The 16,391-nt window shown below is 73.9% G+C and carries 14 protein-coding genes; 8 read left to right on the top strand and 6 right to left on the bottom strand.

The features are described from left to right. Positions 1 to 16: 16 nt before the first annotated feature. The 8 genes from M8330_RS08175 to M8330_RS08140 all read left to right on the top strand — a co-directional run bounded on the left by M8330_RS08175 (position 17) and on the right by M8330_RS08140 (position 9,876). Positions 17 to 1,591, top strand: coding sequence for a molybdopterin-dependent oxidoreductase (locus tag M8330_RS08175; RefSeq protein ID WP_250826938.1), 1,575 nt, complete (start codon positions 17 to 19; stop codon positions 1,589 to 1,591). Positions 1,592 to 2,042: 451 nt separating this feature from the next. Further along, positions 2,043 to 2,699 (top strand): fasciclin domain-containing protein, encoded by a 657-nt coding sequence (locus M8330_RS08170; protein ID WP_250051349.1) that lies wholly within the window; start codon positions 2,043 to 2,045, stop codon positions 2,697 to 2,699. Positions 2,700 to 2,862: 163 nt separating this feature from the next. Next, on the top strand, positions 2,863 to 3,495 hold the full coding sequence (gene sigK / locus M8330_RS08165) for an ECF RNA polymerase sigma factor SigK (protein ID WP_250826937.1): 633 nt from the start codon (positions 2,863 to 2,865) through the stop codon (positions 3,493 to 3,495). Further along, complete coding sequence (locus tag M8330_RS08160; RefSeq protein WP_250826936.1) at positions 3,492 to 4,244, top strand: anti-sigma factor; 753 nt, start codon at positions 3,492 to 3,494, stop codon at positions 4,242 to 4,244. The genes sigK and M8330_RS08160 overlap by 4 nt, the downstream gene beginning before the upstream one ends. Continuing rightward, positions 4,244 to 6,346 (top strand): DUF1365 family protein, encoded by a 2,103-nt coding sequence (locus M8330_RS08155; protein WP_250826935.1) that lies wholly within the window; start codon positions 4,244 to 4,246, stop codon positions 6,344 to 6,346. The genes M8330_RS08160 and M8330_RS08155 overlap by 1 nt, the downstream gene beginning before the upstream one ends. Next, a complete protein-coding gene (locus M8330_RS08150) occupies positions 6,343 to 7,719 on the top strand; it encodes a class I SAM-dependent methyltransferase (protein ID WP_250826934.1) in 1,377 nt (458 codons plus the stop codon). Before M8330_RS08155 ends, M8330_RS08150 begins: the two co-directional genes overlap by 4 nt. Next, positions 7,716 to 9,041, top strand: coding sequence for a class I SAM-dependent methyltransferase (locus M8330_RS08145; RefSeq protein ID WP_250826933.1), 1,326 nt, complete (start codon positions 7,716 to 7,718; stop codon positions 9,039 to 9,041). Before M8330_RS08150 ends, M8330_RS08145 begins: the two co-directional genes overlap by 4 nt. Position 9,042: 1 nt before the next feature. Further along, positions 9,043 to 9,876, top strand: coding sequence for a DUF1295 domain-containing protein (locus tag M8330_RS08140; RefSeq protein ID WP_250826932.1), 834 nt, complete (start codon positions 9,043 to 9,045; stop codon positions 9,874 to 9,876). Positions 9,877 to 9,885: 9 nt separating this feature from the next. Here the strand turns inward: M8330_RS08140 and M8330_RS08135 are convergent, their stop codons facing one another. From M8330_RS08135 to M8330_RS08110, 6 genes are all read right to left on the bottom strand, one after another. Continuing rightward, on the bottom strand, positions 9,886 to 11,046 hold the full coding sequence (locus tag M8330_RS08135) for a YihY/virulence factor BrkB family protein (RefSeq protein ID WP_250826931.1): 1,161 nt from the start codon (positions 11,044 to 11,046) through the stop codon (positions 9,886 to 9,888). Between the two features lie 54 nt (positions 11,047 to 11,100). Next, positions 11,101 to 12,051, bottom strand: a complete 951-nt coding sequence (locus M8330_RS08130; protein ID WP_250051365.1) for an AEC family transporter — start codon at positions 12,049 to 12,051, stop codon at positions 11,101 to 11,103. Positions 12,052 to 12,180: 129 nt separating this feature from the next. Next, positions 12,181 to 14,835 (bottom strand): FtsX-like permease family protein, encoded by a 2,655-nt coding sequence (locus M8330_RS08125; RefSeq protein ID WP_250826930.1) that lies wholly within the window; start codon positions 14,833 to 14,835, stop codon positions 12,181 to 12,183. Continuing rightward, positions 14,832 to 15,554 (bottom strand): ABC transporter ATP-binding protein, encoded by a 723-nt coding sequence (locus M8330_RS08120; RefSeq protein WP_250826929.1) that lies wholly within the window; start codon positions 15,552 to 15,554, stop codon positions 14,832 to 14,834. Before M8330_RS08120 ends, M8330_RS08125 begins: the two co-directional genes overlap by 4 nt. Next, positions 15,551 to 15,724, bottom strand: a complete 174-nt coding sequence (locus tag M8330_RS08115) for a hypothetical protein (RefSeq protein WP_250826928.1) — start codon at positions 15,722 to 15,724, stop codon at positions 15,551 to 15,553. The genes M8330_RS08120 and M8330_RS08115 overlap by 4 nt, the downstream gene beginning before the upstream one ends. Next, the gene (locus M8330_RS08110) at positions 15,721 to 16,341 is read right to left on the bottom strand and encodes a PadR family transcriptional regulator (protein WP_250051373.1); all 621 of its coding nucleotides are present in this window, start codon (positions 16,339 to 16,341) and stop codon (positions 15,721 to 15,723) included. The genes M8330_RS08115 and M8330_RS08110 overlap by 4 nt, the downstream gene beginning before the upstream one ends. Between the last annotated feature and the right edge of the window lie 50 nt (positions 16,342 to 16,391).

The following is a 16,391-nucleotide window of genomic DNA, read 5'->3' as shown; positions in this document are numbered from 1 at the left end:
GCTCCGAACCACTCGCATGGAGACCCCCCGCACCGAGTCCAACCGCGCCGTCGGCGCCCCCACCTGGGCGCTGATGGGCGTGGTCTCCACGCTCGTCGGCCTCGCCGTCGGTCAGCTGGTCGCCGCCCTGGTCAGACCTGACGCCTCGCCCGTGCTCGCCACGGGCTCCACCGTCATCGACCTCACCCCGACGCCGCTGAAGAACTGGGCGATCGAGACCTTCGGCACCGCCGACAAGGCGATCCTCCTCGGCAGCGTGCTCGTGGTGGTCCTGGTCCTCGCCGCCGTGGCGGGCCTGCTGGCCCGACGTCGGCTCGTGGCGGGCGCGACGCTCGAGGGCCTGCTGGTGCTCGTCGCCACGGTGCTCGCGCTGGTGCGCCCGCAGTCCGGCGTCCTCGACGCCGTGCCCGGCATCGCCACCGGTGTCGCGGGCGTCGGCTCGCTGGTGCTGCTGCACCGCGTCGCCGCGTCCGGGCTCTCCTCCCTGCCCTGGCTGCACCCCGCCGACGACGAGGCGGACGCCGGCGCGCGACCGACCCGCCGCGGGGTGCTCCTGGCCGCCGGTGCACTGGCGGTGGTGGCCGCCGCCGCGGGCGGCGCGAGCCGTCTCGTCGCGCGGCTGCGCACGGGCCCGGCCGACGTCACGCTGCCCCCGGCGGCCGACCCGGCCGGGGCCTTCCCCACCGGGCTCGACGGCAAGGTCAAGGGCATCACGCCGCTGCGCACGGCGATCGGCGACTTCTACCGCGTCGACACCCGGCTCGACGTGCCGGCGGTCGACGTCGACTCCTGGACGCTCACCATCGACGGCGACGTCGAGAACGAGCTCACCTTCACGTTCGACGACCTGCTCGCGATGGACCTGATCGAGCGGGACATCACGCTGACCTGCGTCTCCAACTCCGTGGGCGGTCCGTACGCGGGCGGCGCGCGCTGGCTCGGCGTCCGGCTCACCGACCTGCTCGACCAGGCGGGTGTCGGCGACCGGGCCGACCAGATCCTCTCCACCGACTTCGACGGGATGACCATCTCCACCCCGCTCGCCGTGGCCACCGACGGCCGTGACGCGATGATCGCGGTCGGCATGAACGGCGAGGCGCTCTCACAGGTGCACGGCTTCCCGGCGCGGATGGTCGTGCCCGGCCTCTACGGGTTCGTCTCCGCCTGCAAGTGGATCACCCGGATGACGCTGACCACCTACGACGACGCGCAGGCCTACTGGACCGAGCGCGACTGGGCCACCGACGCCCCGATCAAGATCTCCGCCCGCATCGACACCCCCGCCGCCCTCGAGCAGCTGGACGCCGGCGAGGTCACGATCGGCGGCGTGGCGTGGGCCCAGCAGTCCGGCGGTGTCGGACAGGTGCAGGTCAGCATCGACGGTGGCCCGTGGACCGACGCGGAGGCCGGCCCCGACGTCGCCAACGACTACTGGCGCCAGTGGTTCCTGCGCTGGGACGCCGAGCCCGGCTCCCACAGCATCTCCGCGCGCGTGGTCACGGGCAGCGGAGAGGTGCAGCAGAACGTGCGCGCAGACCCCTTCCCCGACGGTGCCTCCGGCATCCACACGCTCCAGGTGACCGTGGGCTGAGGCGGGCCGCGGGGCAGGGCTGGACGACGCCCGCCCGCGCTCGTCACCTGGACGTCGGCGCACGCCGACGAGTCGCACCCGGCAGCAGGGTCATGGGCCCCGCTGCCGGGTGTGGTGCGTCCGGAGCCTGGTGGCCGAGGTGCGGGTGGCCGAGGTGCGGGTGGGTGGTCTCGTCGTGCGCTCGTCGCCGGAGCTCCTCGCTGCTCGACCACCGGAGGGCCTCGCCGCTCGACCAAGGGAGGGCCTCGCTGCTCGACCACCGGCATGCCTCTGAACTGCGGAAACAAGAAAGTTCGGAGATTTCTCGAAATCCACCCATCCGCCCCGGGCACAGCGCCGAACTACTCACGTCCAGCCACTCAGGGCCGGCCGGTGACCACCACCGACGGCCCGGAGGCACCCCCGGGCCCGCAGTGGGTCCGGTACCCCCGATGCAGGAAGGCACGACATCATGAAGCGCACCACCCTTCGTCTCTCCGGCGGCCTGGCCGTCGCGGTCCTGACCATGGGCGGTCTCGCCGCGTGCGGTTCCGAGTCCACCGACAACGCCGCCAGCGACACCGAGACCTCCGCCTCGGCCACCGAGTCCGAGTCGATGGACTCCATGGAGTCCGAGGACACCACCACCGAGGCCTCCGCGGGCGACCAGGTCTTCGGCCCGGCCTGCTCCGCCGTGCCGACCGACGGCGCCGGCTCCTTCGACGGCATGGTCTCCGACCCGGTCGCCACCGCCGCGAGCAACAACCCGCTGCTCGGCACCCTCGTCTCGGCCGTCCAGGCCGCCGACCTGGTCGACACCCTCAACGGTGCCGACGCGCTGACCGTCTTCGCCCCCACCGACGACGCGTTCGCCGAGATCCCGAAGAAGACGCTCAACGCCGTCCTCAAGGACAAGGACACGCTCACCGCGATCCTGACCCACCACGTGGTGGCCGGCCAGATGGACCCCGACCAGATCGTGGGCGACCAGGAGACCCTCAACGGCGACATGGTCACCGTCGAGGGCGACACCGACGGCATGACCGTCGACGGCGCCAACGTCCTGTGCGGCAACATCCCGACCGCCAACGCGACGGTCTACGTGATCGACCAGGTGCTGATGCCCTGATCCGGCGCCCTCCGGGGCACTGGACCACGTCGTCCGCAGGTCCCCTCCTCCGGACGCACGATCGGCCCGGGCCACCTCCCGGTGGCCCGGGCCGATCTCGACACCGTGACCACTCACCCCGAGGTGAGGGTCTTCGAGCAGGAAGTTTGGGACGATGCGCCTCGTGAGCGATGCGATACCCGGTGAGGCCGGCTCCACGTCCTCCGGTCGCGCGCGCCCCGAGGACGTCACCGTCGCCGCTCGGGACGCCGCGCAGGAGCTGAACGAGGCCCTGCGCTGCTGCGCCCGCGGCGACCAGTCCGCCTTCGCCAGGCTCTACGACGCCTGCTCGTCCCGGGCCTACGGGCTCGCGGTGCGCGTCGTGCGGGACCCGGCCCAGGCCGAGGAGGTCACCCAGGAGGCCTTCCTCGAGGTGTGGCGGACCTCCGCACGCTTCGACCCCGAGCGCGGCAGCGCGCTGTCGTGGGTCATGACGATCGTGCACCGCAAGGCCGTCGACCGGGTCCGCTCGGCCGAGGCCGCGACCAGGCGCGACGTCGCCTACCAGCACAAGAACCAGCCCGTGCCCCACGACGTGACGGCCGAGGCGGCGCACGCGTCGCTGGAGGCTCGGCGGGTCCGTGGGGCCCTCTCCTCGCTCACCCAGGTGCAGCGGGAGGCCATCGAGCTGGCCTACTTCGGCGGGTACACCCACACCGAGGTCGCCAGCATGCTGCAGCTGCCCGTCGGCACCGCGAAGACGCGGATCCGGGACGGGCTCATACGACTACGAGACGCGTTGGGAGTAGGCCGATGAACGACGTCCACGCCCTGTCAGGCGCCTACGCCGTCGACGCCCTCGACGACGTCGAGCGCGCTCGCTTCGAGCGGCACCTGGCCGAGTGCGGCGACTGCCGCGGCGAGGTGGACTCGCTGCGCGAGGCCGGCGCGCTGCTGGCCGCGACCGCCGAGGAGGTCACCCCTCCGGGAGCGCTGCGCGAGCGGCTGCTGGCCGAGGTCGGCACCGTGCGGCCGCTGCCGCCCGTCGTCGCCTCGGCCCCTCGTGCCACCCTGCCCACGCCTTCCGTCGCTGCCCACCGGCCGCCCCGGGTGCGGACCTTCGTGGCCGCCGCGGCCGCTGCGGTCATCACGCTAGGGGCCGCCACCACCCTGGCCATCACCCGTCCGTGGGACGACGCCCCGGCGCCCTCCCTCGTCGCCTCGCCGACCGACCGGGTGCTCGCCGCGACCGACGCCGAGCGCTACGTGCAGAAGTTCGAGGACGGCTCCAAGGCCGTGGTCGTGCGCTCCAAGGACCTCAACCAGGCCGTGATCATCACCAGCGGCATGTCCGAGGCCCCCGACGGCTCCGTCTACGAGCTGTGGCTGGACCACGACGGCGAGATGGTCGCCGCCGGGTTCATGCCCGACGGCCCCGACAACGAGGTGCTGCTCTCCGGCGACGCCGCCACGGCCACCGGCCTGGGCATCAGCGTCGAGCCCGAGGGCGGCTCCCCCGAGCCCACCCTCGAGGGCGCCGTCATCATCCCCTTCGAGAACGCCTGATGGCGCGACCCGCGCAGGCCCCGGGCCGGGTCGCCGTCATCGGCTCCGGCGTCGCCGGCCTGGTGGCCGCGCACGTCGCCTCCCGGACGGCCCACGTCACCCTCTACGAGGCCGACGCGCGTCTGGGCGGGCACGCCGACACGCACACCGTCGTCGAGGGCGAGCGGACGCTCGGCATCGACACCGGCTTCATCGTCCACAACCGGCGCACCTACCCGACGCTGCTGCGGGTCTTCCGCGAGCTGGGGGTGGGCACGCAGCCCTCCGAGATGTCGATGTCGATCCGCGACGACGCCGCCGGCGTGGAGTGGGCCGGAGCGCTGGGTCGCAGCGGCCTGTTCCCCACGTCCGCGAACCTGCGCAACCCGCGCTTCCTGCGGATGCTCACCGAGATCCCCCGCTTCCACCGCCGGGCCCACGCCCTGCTCGAGGCGGGCGACGAGGGCGAGGCGCACGGCGACCAGACCCTGCGGGCCTTCCTGGACGAGGCGGGCTTCTCCCCCTTCTTCGTGCGGCACTTCATGGAGCCGCTGGTGGCGGCCGTGTGGTCCTGCGAGCCGTCGGTCTCCCTCGACTACCCGGCCCGCTACCTGTTCGCGTTCCTGCGCCACCACGGGATGCTGTCGATCTTCGGCAGCCCCACCTGGCGCACCGTCACGGGCGGCTCGCGCACCTACGTCGAGCGGATCGGCGCCGAGCTGACCGGGTCGGCCGGCGAGGTCCGGCTCGACACGAAGGTCACCGGCCTCGTCGAGACGGACGACGGCGTGGCGATCACCGACGGCAGCGGCCGCACCGAGACCTTCGACGCCGTGGTCGTGGCCACCCACCCGCACCAGGCGCTGTCGCTGCTCGGCGAGCCGACCGCGGCCCAGCGCGAGGTGCTGGCCGCGATGCCGTACTCGCCGAACACGGCGCTGCTGCACACCGACTCCTCGCTGCTGCCACAGGCCGACGGCGCCCGGGCGTCCTGGAACTTCCTGCGGCCGACCGAGGCGCAGACCCGCGCCGACGGGGTGGAGCAGGGCGTCGTCGTCACCTACGACCTCACCCGCCTCCAGCGCCTCGACACCGACACCCGCTACCTGGTCACGCTGGGCGGCGAGCACCTCGTCGACCCGGCCAGCGTGATCGACCGGATGGAGTACGAGCACCCGCTCTACACGCCCGAGTCGGTCGCCGCGCAGCGCCGCCTGCCCGAGATCGAGAGCAGCCGCCTGGCGTTCGCCGGCGCCTACCACGGCTGGGGCTTCCACGAGGACGGAGCACGCTCCGGCCTGGCCGCCGTCACCCGCCTCGGGCTGGAGTGGCCCGAGGTCACCGAGACCGACGAGAGCGTCGAGGTGCCGCGCACCCCGGCGGTCTACTCCACGCAGGTCAGCCACACCCGCCGCCGCCCGTTCCGGCGCACCTTCACCAGCACGTCCTCGCTGTGGCTCGTGGACGTCGACGACCTCCCCGACCACCGGCCGCTGGCATTCCTCAAGGGCACCTTCGAGTCCCGCGACCACCTGGGCGACCCCGCACGTAGCCTGCGCGAGAACGTCACAGGCTTCCTGGCCACGCAGGACGTCACGCCCGACCCGGCCGGCCGCATCCTGCTGGCCGCCCAGCCGCGGACCCTGGGCTACTGCTTCAACCCGATCAGCGTCTTCTGGTGCCTGGACTCCCGCAGCCGCGTGGAGGCCGTCGTCGTCGAGGTGCACAACACCTACGGCGACGTGCACGCCTACCTGGTGCACCCCGACGCCCAGGGCCGTGCCCGCACCGAGAAGGGCATGTACGTCTCGCCCTTCCACGGCACCGAGGGCACCTACGAGCTGGCCGTGCCGGTGCCTGGCCACCGGCTCGCCGTGGCCGTCTCGCTGCACAGCGAGGAGACCTACCCCGGCACGCACCCCGGCAGCGCGGAGACCGGCGAGACCGTCTTCTCCGCCTCCGTCACGGGCACCCGCGACGACACCCCCCGAGCCCCCTACCGTGCCACCGGCGCGGCTCTGCGCGACGCCGCGCTGATCCGCGTCCACGGCACCTGGTTGTGGCTGCGCCGACTCCCTGTCCGGCGGCGGCCCTCGCACCGACAGGAAGGAGTGCAGGCGTGACCGAGAACCTCGCCCCCGCCCGCCCGACCACGCCCCCCGACACCTCCGTCTGGCCCGGTCTGCGACCGATCACGCCCGGCCCCCGCACCCGCGTCGCCGCGGGGGCGGCCCGCAAGCTCTTCCTCGCCGCGGTCGGCCGGCTCGAGGTCACCGTGCACCTCGAGGGCCGCACCTACGGCCGCGGTGGCCCGTCCATGACGGTGCACGACGCCGAGGAGTTCTTCTCCCGCCTCGGCCGCCACCAGCTCATCGGGTTCGGCGAGGCCTACCTCACCGGCGCCTGGGACGCCGAGGACCTCGGCGGCTTCCTCACCGTGCTGGCGGCCGAGATGACCGACCTGGTGCCGCAGTCGCTCCAGCGCTTCCGTGCGCTGGTCGTGAAGCGGCCCCCGCGCTGGCAGCGCTCGAGCAAGAAGAACGCTCGCAGCAACATCGCGCACCACTACGACCTGTCCAACGACCTCTTCCGGCTGTTCCTGGACTCCACGCTCAGCTACTCCGCCGCCCTGTGGCCCACGGGCGTCGTCGCCCAGGACGACGACCTCTCGCACCGCCAGCACCACCCGCTTCCCTCGCGGCTGGTCGCCGCGTCCCCGGGCACCGTGGACGCCGCCACCCTGGCCGACGCACAGGGCGCCAAGATCGAGCGGCTGCTCGACGCCGCCGGCGTGGGCGCCGGCTCGCGCGTGCTGGAGATCGGCACCGGCTGGGGCGAGCTGGCCATCCGCGCCGCCCGCCGCGGTGCCACCGTCCACTCGGTGACCCTCTCCCGCGAGCAGCTCGCCCTCGCCCGCGAGCGGGTGGCGGACGCCGGGTACGCCGACCGCGTCTCCATCGACCTGTGCGACTACCGCGACGTCGAGGGCACCTACGACGCGATCGTCTCGGTCGAGATGATCGAGGCCGTCGGCGCCGACTACTGGCCCGTGTACTTCTCCACCATCGACTCGCGGCTGGCGCCCGGCGGCAAGGTCGCCATCCAGGCGATCACGATGCGCCACGACCGGATGCTGGCCACCAGGAACACCTACACCTGGATCCACAAGTACATCTTCCCCGGCGGCCTGCTGCCCAGCGTCGAGGCGATCGACGACGTCACCCGCCGGCACACCTCGCTGCGGCTGACCGAGCGGTTCCAGTTCGGCCAGCACTACGCCGAGACGCTGCGGCTGTGGGACGAGGCGTTCCTCGACCGCCGCGACGAGGTGCTCGCCCTCGGCTTCGACGAGGTCTTCTGCCGCATGTGGCACTTCTACCTGGAGTACTCCCGAGCCGGCTTCGCCTCCGGCTACATCGACGACTACCAGCTGGTGCTCTCCCGGCCCCACGAGGCCGCCTCGGGCACCCAGCTGGGCGAGGAGGCCGTCGCGTGACCGCCACGACCACGCCGCCCGTCGCCCCGCCCGTGCCGGGCCAGCACGGCATCGCCTACCGGATCTCGCAGGTGCTGCGTCCGTTCGTGGGCGGGGACCTGCCCGTCCACCTCGTGGCGTGGGACGGCTCGGACGCCGGGCCGACCGACGGCTCCGTGCCGACGATCGAGCTGCGCTCGCCCGACGCGCTGCGTCGGCTGCTGTGGCACCCGGGCGAGCTGGGCGCGGCCCAGGCCTACGTCACCGGTGAGCTCGAGGTCGTCGAGGACGAGCGGTGGGACCTGGACAAGGCCCTCACCCACGCGTTCGCCGTGGCCCGCGAGCGCGGTCTCTCCTCCGGCCGCCCCGATCCGCGCGCCCTGGTGAGCGCCGCCCGGCTGGCCCGCGAGCTGGGCGTGCTCGGCAAGCCGCTGCCCAACCCGGCCTCCCAGGCCGAGATCAACGGCCGGCTGCACTCCAAGCTGCGCGACCGGGCGTCCATCTCGTTCCACTACGACCTCTCGAACGAGTTCTACGAGGCCATCCTCGAGCCGCACATGGCCTACTCCAGCGGCTACCACTCCAGCCCCGACCAGCCGCTCACCGAGGCACAGGCCGCCAAGCTCGACCTGGTCTGTCGCAAGGTGGGGCTCACCGAGGGCTCCCGGTTCCTCGACGTCGGCTGCGGCTGGGGCTCGCTCTCCCTCTACGCCGCAGAGCACTTCGGTGCCCGGGTCACCGGCGTCACCATCGCGGCCGAGCAGAAGAAGTTCATCGACGCCCGCATCCGCGAGCGCGGCCTCGAGGACCGGGTCGAGATCCGGCTCCAGGACTACCGCGACGCCGTCCCGCCGCGCGGTCGCGAGTACGACGCCGTCGCCTCCATCGAGATGGGCGAGCACGTCGGCCAGGGCAACTACCCCACCTACGCGCAGGTCCTGCACGACTCCGTGCGCCCCGGCGGCCGGGTGCTGATCCAGCAGATGTCGCGGGCCGGCAAGTGGCCCGGCGGCGGCCCGTTCATCGAGTCCTTCATCGCCCCGGACATGCACATGCGACCCGTCGGGCAGACCGTCGGCTTCCTGGAGCAGGCGGGCCTCGAGGTGCGCGACGTGCACGCCATGCGCGAGCACTACGTGCTGACCGTGGCCGGGTGGCTGGAGCGCTTCCACGAGAACCGCGCACGCCTCGTCGACCTGGTCGGCGAGGAGGTCGTCCGCGTCTGGTACCTCTACCTCGTCGGCGGCTCGATGGCCTTCCGCGACGGCCGCATGGGCGTCGACCAGATCACCATGGTCCGGCCGGGTGGAGCGCACACGCTGCCGCTGGTCCGAGACTTCTGAGGTGCCCGACCTCGACTCCTCCGTCCTGATCCTGGCGCTCCTCGCGTCGCTCGTCACCGTCGCCGTCTCGATGACGGCCGCCGCCCTGCGTGCCGCGCAGCTCGGCGTGGTCGCGGTGGTGGACGTCGCCTGGGGCGCGGGTTTCGTGGCGGTCGCGCTGGTCTCCGGAGTCATCGGCCTGCTCGTCTCCGACGCGCTGACCACGTGGCGCACCGTGCTGCTGATGGTGCTGGTCGCCGTGTGGGGCGGCCGGCTGGCCTGGCACGTCCGTTCCCGCGCCGTCGGTGAGCACCAGGGCAAGGAGGACCCCCGCTACGCCGAGATGCTCGGCGGCTCGCTCGCCGAGGTGGGGATGGGCACCGCCGTCCGGCGGGTCTTCCTCGTCCAGGGCTTCGCCCAGTGGTTCGTCTCGCTGCCGGTCGTGATCGGCGCGGTCGTGGCCGCGACCTGGTGGCCGGTCGTCGTCCTGGGCGTCGTCGTCTGGGCGGTCGGGCTGTACTTCGAGGCCGTCGGCGACCGCCAGCTGCGCGAGTACAAGGCGCGCCCCCGCGAGGAGCGCCCGCCCGTGATGGACGAGGGCCTCTGGGGCCTCACCCGCCACCCCAACTACTTCGGCGACGCCTGCGTCTGGTGGGGCCTCTGGCTCGCCGGCGGGCTCGCATCTGGCTGGCTGCTCGGCCTCGTCACCGTGCTGTGCCCCGTCGCGATGACGTTCTTCCTGCGCAACGTCACCGGCGCGAAGCTGCTGGAGAAGAAGATGTCGCAGCGGGACGGGTGGGACGAGTACGCCGCCCGCGTGCCGATGTTCGCCCCGCGGCCCCTCGGCCGCCCCTGACGCAGCCGCTCAGTCCTCCCGGCGGCCGAGCTCCTCGGCCTCGACGGCGTCCAGCGACACGTGGGTGGTCGGCGGGGCGGCGCGCGTCTCGCGGCGCCGCTGCTGCGGGGTGTCCGCCGGGTGGGCGTCGGCGGGGGTGCCCGAGGAGGACGATCGCGGGCCGTCGTCCGTCGTGCCGGACGAGGCGGGGCGGTCCATCGGGGGCAGGCCCCACGTGACCTGGATGTTCTCGTAGCCCTTGTGCCGCTGCATCGTGGCGTAGTACGCGTACGTGCGCTTGTCGGCGTCGGTGAGCCGGACGTTGTCGGTGAACGGCGTCAGCAGCGCCCGCGGGTACAGCTTGCGGGCGAGCACGACGTTGACCTCCATGCCGAGCACACCCATGAAGGCGGCGACGTAGATGATGCCCATGAGGCCGAGGACGAGCGCGAACGTGCCGTTCATGCCCTCGGTCTCGGCGATCACCCGGGTGACGTAGAGCGTGCCGATCGTCTGGAGCGCCTGCCACAGCACGGCGACCACGAAGGCACCGGGCGCCGAGCGGCGCAGCGGCACCGAGCGGGCCGAGGCGAGCCGGAACAGGATCGTGAGCACCAGCCCGATCACGAGCACGGTGACGATGCGGATCGTCCAGCGCAGCGCCGAGGTGGTGCTGTGCCCGAGGAACTCGGTCTCGGAGCCGATCGCGGAGAGCACCGAGATGACGATGACCGAGACGCCCGCCGTGGCGAGCAGCAGGAGGCTGCGCAGCCGCAGCAGGAAGGGGTTGGGCCGGGAGTCCCGCGGCACCGCCCAGCTGATGTTCACCGCGTTCTGGATGGCCTGGCCCAGGCCGAGCGAGCCGTAGAGGGCGGTGACGGTACCGACGACCACCGCGGCGGTGGAGCCGGTGAGGCCCTCGGGCGTGCCGAGCTGGTCGCCGATGATCGGGAAGGTGCTCAGCGCGGAGTTGAGCACCGTCTCCTGGAGCGCGGAGTCGCCCTGGAGGACGAAGCCCAGGATCGAGGACGCCAGCAGCAGCAGCGGGAAGATCGCGATGAACCCGTAGTAGGTGATGATCGCGGAGAGGTAGGGGCCCTGGTCGTCCATGAACTTGTAGATCGTGGACAGCGGGATCGAGACGGGCGAGAAGCGCCGCTGGAAGCGGTCGACGGCTCCCACCAGGCTCATGCGGCCACCGTAGCCGCAGGTCGCCCCGGCGCGGCGCACCCGCCCCCGGCGGGATCAGCCCAGGAGCAGGGCCGCGCCCGCCACGGCGGGCACCGTGAGGATGGTGCTCACGAAGATCGCGTCGCGGGCCAGCAGCACGCCCCGGTCGTAGCGGCTGGCGATGATGAAGACGTTCTGGGCGGTCGGCAGCGCCGACAGCACCGTGACGGCGAACAGGGACGCCTCGTCCAGCCCGACCGCGCGGCCCACCAGGTACGCGGCGACCGGCTGTGCCAGCACCTTGAGGCCGACCGCGGTCCACAGTTCGCCCGCAGGCACGCCCCGCCCCGGTAGCGGCCCCAGCCGCAGCGAGACGCCGTAGGCCAGCAGCATGGCGGGCACCGCCATGCCGCCCACCAGCTCGATGGGGTCGGCCAGCACGATGGGCAGCCGCACCTGGGTGACCGCGATGACGACGCCGGCCGCCGAGGCGATGGTCAGGGGGTTCTTCAGCGGACGGGAGGCGACCTGCGCGAAGGAGACCTTCCGGCCCGCCACCGCGATGTCGAGCAGCGCCAGCGCGGTGGGCTGGAGCACGAGCACCTGCACCAGCAGGATCGGCGCGACCAGCGCCGCGTCGCCCAGCACGTACGCCGCGATCGGGATGCCGAGGTTGCCGGCGTTGACGTAGCTGGAGCACAGGGTGGCCACCACGCCCTCCCCCAGCCCGGGGCCGGGACGCTCCGGGTCGCGGCGACCGCGCAGCCGCGCAGCCACGATCCACACGCCGGTGCCCGCGGCCGTCGCGGCCACGGCGGCCACGCTCACCACCAGGTTGAGGCTGAAGACGCGGGCGAGGTCGGCGTCCTGGAGCACCGTGAGCAGCAGCGCCGGGCTGGCCACGTAGAACGCGAGCAGGCTGAGCGTCTTGCGGCCGGCCTGGTCGAGCACCCCCAGGTGGGCCAGCAGCCACCCCAGCGCGATCAGGACGGCGATGGTGCCGAAGCCGTCGAGGACGCCGGTCACGGGCGGCTCACGTGGTCGTCGAGGGGTGGTCCATGACCCCCGACCCTAGGTTGACCTCGGCAACCCCGGCGGGCCGGTCCCGAGCAGCGGGCGGTGAGACCGCCCACGCCGCCCCGGCCGCACCGGGGCCTAGTCCGTGCGCGCCACCAGCGGCAGGCGCGAGCGCGCGCTGACCCAGACCACGGCGGAGACCAGCAGCGGGAGCCCGACCACCACGCCACCCACCAGCAGCCACGGCACGTCGAAGTAGTGCGAGGGGCCCTCGGGCGCCTGCCCGAAGGTCGCGAGCTCGTACGGCCCGGTCAGCGGGAAGGTGATCGCCCAGCCCGGCACGAACCCCACCACCGCCCCGAGCACCGCGCCCACCAGCCCGATCATCAGGGCGTACCCGGCCGCAACCGCCCGCCTCGTCCGTGGCTCGGCGCCGACGGCCGCCAGGGTGGCCAGGTCGGGTCGGGCGTCCGCGAGCGCGAGGAACGTGGCGGTGAGCGTGCCGCCGAGCATCAGGATCATCCCGAGGCCGGCGAGCACGAGCTGGAGGATCACCGTCTCGCGGGGCAGCTGGTAGCCCTGCTCGTAGGTCACCACGGCCTGCTCGTCGACGCCGCCGACGACCTCCTCGATGCGGTCGGCCACGGAGCCGAGGTCGCCGGTGACGAGGAGCCCGGTGGTCGTCGGCTCCACGCCGAGCGAGGCCGCGGCCTGCGGGGAGAGGACCGCCTGGAACGGGGCGTACTCGCCGACGGGCGTGGTCCAGGCCGCCGGCACCTCGGCGCTGCCCAGGCGCTCGGTGCTGCGGCGCTCGTAGGCCAGGGCCCGCAGCCAGGCCTCGGGCGCGGTCGTCGCCCCCGGGTCCGCGAACGCGAGGACCCCACCGGCCGCGAGGGCCTCGTCGGCGGCAGCACGCTCCTCGTCGTCGAGGTCCACCAGGCCGGCGGGCACCGAGTCGGCGACGACGACCCCGCCGAAGCTGGAGGAGTAGCCGCTCAGCACGAGCCCCTGCCCGGGGACACGGACCTCGAGGTCGACGGTCGTGCGGCCGCTGCTCCACAGCGCCTGGACCGGCGTCACCTCGGCGGCGGGCGCCGCCTCCCCCACGGCGCGGGTGAGGGCCGCCCAGTCGGTGCTCGGGCCGTCGTCGGTGATCGCGAGGGCGCCCAGGGCGAGCTGCGGGGTGTAGCCGGCCTCGTTCTCCGCCTCGTCGGAGGTGACGGCGATGCCGAGCGTGACGACGCCCGCCACCGTGGCGGCCACCGCGGCGACCGCCGGGGCGGTGCGGGTGCGGTGGCGCGCCGCGTCCCGCACGGCGAAGCGCAGGGGCAGGGGCAGGCCGCGGGCCACGCGGGCCACGAGGCCGACCACCAGCGGGACGAGGAACACCGTGCCCAGCACGGTGAGGACGGCGGAGAACGCGATCGGCACCTCGCCCCCGCTCGTGCCGCGCGACGCCCCGAGCCACGCCGCCCCCACGCCCGCGACCAGCAGGACCGCGCCGAGAACGGGCGCGCTGCGGCCGGTGCGGACGTCGCCACGACGGCCCGAGAGCACCGCGACGGTGTCGGTGCGCGAGGCCGACCAGGCCGGCACCACCGCCGCGAGCACGGCGCTGAGCAGGCCGAACGCGGCCACCGGGAGCAGGTGCAGCGGCTCCACGTCGAAGGGGCCGAACCGCTGGTCGGAGAAGTGCTGGAGGACCGGCAGGGCGGCGAGGGTGAGCAGGAGGCCGAGCACGAGCCCCAGGACGGCGGCCACGGAGCCGAGCACGACCGCCGTGCCCAGCACCACCCGGCGCGCCTGGCGCGGGGTGCCGCCGGCCGCGGCCAGCAGGGCCAGCGTGCGCGCCTGGCGACGCGCGCCGACCGCGAAGGCGGGGCCGGCGAGCAGCACCACCTCGAGCAGGATCATCACCACGACGAGCGCGGCGATCGTGATCACCGGGCCGGAGACGACGTCGCTGCCCATCCGGGCGGCGGGCTCGAGCGCGGAGTCCGGGGGCGGGTCGGTGAGCACCGCGCGCGAGGCGACCACGGCGCCGATCCTGTTGAGAGCCACCACGTCGCGCCAGGTGACCGTGCCGCCACCGACCAGGTAGCTGGTGGAGCCGTACCCGCGCAGGCCGGCATCGGGGCCCACGAGCAGGTTCTCGGCGCCGGGCGTGGAGTCGGCGCGCTGCCCGAGGCCGACCACCGTCAGCTCCTCGCCACGGGCCAGGGTGAGGGTGTCCCCCACCGCGAAGCCGTAGGCCTCGGCCATCCCCGGGGAGATCACGGCCTCGCCGGACGCCGGCAGCCGACCCGACTCGAGCGTGGCCAGTCCGTCGGTGAGGTGGTCGGACCAGTCGGCCGCGAGCGTCCACACGTACGCCAGGCCGTCCTCGGTGCGCACGCGCAGGGAGCCGTCGGAGACCTGCGTCGCGGGCCGCTCCCCGCCACCGGCGGCGGCGGGACCGAGCACGGACAGGACGTCCTCGAGCGTGGGCCCGCCGTCGCGGCCGCTGCCGCGGCTGGAGTAGCCGTCGTCGGGGTCGGGGAGCTGCCAGGCCCGGTCGACGCTGCGCTCGACGCTCACTTCTGCGTCCGCGGTGCCGAGGCGCCGCTCGAGCACCTCGCCGCCGGAGACGTCCTGGGTGGCGAAGAAGGTGTCGGCCAGGGTCACCGCCGCCACCGGCAGCGCGACCATGACGAGCACGAGCACGCTGCGGGCCCTGTGCCGCCACGCGTCGCGCCAGCCGATCCGCAGGGCCAGCCGCCAGTCGGCGCGAGTGCCGGCCAGCGGTCCGCTCACAGCGCGGGCTCCTCGTCCAGCAGGCGCTCGACGGGGGCGCTGCCGGACTCGTCGACCACGACGCCGTCCCGCAGGAAGACCACGCGGTCGGCCCAGGCCGCGTGCCGGGCCTCGTGCGTCACCAGGACGCCGGCGGCGCCGGCGTCGCAGCGGGCGCGCAGCAGCCGCAGCACCTCCTCGCCGGTCTCGGAGTCGAGCGCGCCGGTGGGCTCGTCGGCGAGGATCAGCCGGCGGCTGCCCACGACGGCGCGGGCGATGGCCACCCGCTGCTGCTGGCCGCCCGACATGTCGTCGGGGAAGCGGTCGGCAAGGTCGGCGATGCCCACCTCCTCCAGCGCGGCGAGCGCGGCCGCGCGGGCCCGGCGGGCCGACTCGCCGTCCAGCTCGCGCGGCAGCGCCACGTTCTCGGCGGCGGTGAGTGCCGGCACGAGGTTGAAGCCCTGGAAGACGTAGCCGATGGACGTGCGGCGCATGCGGGCGCGCCCCGCCTGACCCAGGCTCCCGAGGTCCGTGCCCTCGACCGTGACCGTGCCCGCGGTCGGGCTGTCGAGCCCGCCGGCGATGGTGAGCAGCGTCGACTTGCCGGAGCCCGAGGGCCCCATGACGGCGACCAGCTCACCGGCGTGGGCGGAGAAGGAGATGCCGCGCAGCGCCTGGACCTCGGTCTCGCCGGAGCCGTGGACGCGGGTGACGGTGTCGAGCCGCAGCACGGGGCTCATCGCGACTCCCCCTCGGTGGCGCGGCCCTCGTCGGCGGGGGTCCCGTGGTTGCGTCGCTGCCGGCGGCGCTCTGCCAGCCGCTCTGCGAGCCGCTCGGCGCTGCTGGCCAGCCAGGCGTCCTCGACCCGGGTCATCCGGCGGGCGGTCTCGCTGCCCAGGAAGGCGGTCATCGCCCGGCCTCCTGGCTCCGCGCCGTCTGCTGCTCCGCGGCGGCGGGCCGGGTGGTGGCGCGCTCGCGCGCGGCGCGGCGGACCCGGGCCTCGCAGTGGTCCAGCCAGCGGATCTCGGCCTCGGCGGCGAACACGAGGGAGTCGAGGACGAGGGACCAGGCCAGGTCCCCGTCGGACTCACCGGCCCGACGCTTGAGGCGGGTGTAGTCCTGCAGGGCCGCCATGGACGCGGTGCGCTGCCGCTGGATGAGGGTGCCGACGTCCACGCCCGGCACGGTCACGGCGAGCGCGACCTTGATGGCCAGCTCGTCGCGCGCGGGCTGGGTGCGCGAGACCGGGGTGGTGAACCACGCGGCGACCTCGTCGCGGCCTGCGTCGGTGAGGCGGTAGCGCTGCTGGGACCGGCCGTCCTCGTCCTGGCCGCCGGCGTCCTGCTGCTCGTCGCCGGCGGCGGGCTCGACGAGGCCGTCGCGCTCGAGCCGGGTGAGCGTCGTGTAGACCTGCCCGACGTTGAGCGGCCAGGTGGAGCCGGTGCGGCCCTCGAACTCGACGCGCAGCTGGTAGCCGTACATCGGCTCGGTCTCGAGGAGCGCGAGCAGCGCGAGCTTCACGGACATAGGCACCTCCCGGCGGCAGCCGCACCCTGCGGCCTACCGAGTACATACCT

This window comes from Nocardioides bruguierae (genome assembly GCF_023656415.1).
In the GTDB taxonomy this organism is placed as follows: Bacteria; Actinomycetota; Actinomycetes; order Propionibacteriales; family Nocardioidaceae; genus Nocardioides; species Nocardioides bruguierae.
Note: the sequence above shows the minus strand (reverse complement) of the source record. Positions and strands in the feature narration are given on the sequence as shown.

Excerpts from the sequence above, each read along its gene's own strand:
- M8330_RS08160 (WP_250826936.1), top strand. The coding sequence starts at position 3,492 with ATGAACGACGTCCACGCCCTGTCAGGCGCCTACGCCGTCGACGCCCTC.
- M8330_RS08115 (WP_250826928.1), bottom strand. The coding sequence starts at position 15,724 with ATGACCGCCTTCCTGGGCAGCGAGACCGCCCGCCGGATGACCCGGGTC.
- M8330_RS08155 (WP_250826935.1), top strand. The coding sequence starts at position 4,244 with ATGGCGCGACCCGCGCAGGCCCCGGGCCGGGTCGCCGTCATCGGCTCC.
- M8330_RS08170 (WP_250051349.1), top strand. The coding sequence starts at position 2,043 with ATGAAGCGCACCACCCTTCGTCTCTCCGGCGGCCTGGCCGTCGCGGTC.
- M8330_RS08110 (WP_250051373.1), bottom strand. The coding sequence starts at position 16,341 with ATGTCCGTGAAGCTCGCGCTGCTCGCGCTCCTCGAGACCGAGCCGATG.
- M8330_RS08175 (WP_250826938.1), top strand. The coding sequence starts at position 17 with ATGGAGACCCCCCGCACCGAGTCCAACCGCGCCGTCGGCGCCCCCACC.
- M8330_RS08120 (WP_250826929.1), bottom strand. The coding sequence starts at position 15,554 with ATGAGCCCCGTGCTGCGGCTCGACACCGTCACCCGCGTCCACGGCTCC.
- M8330_RS08135 (WP_250826931.1), bottom strand. The coding sequence starts at position 11,046 with ATGAGCCTGGTGGGAGCCGTCGACCGCTTCCAGCGGCGCTTCTCGCCC.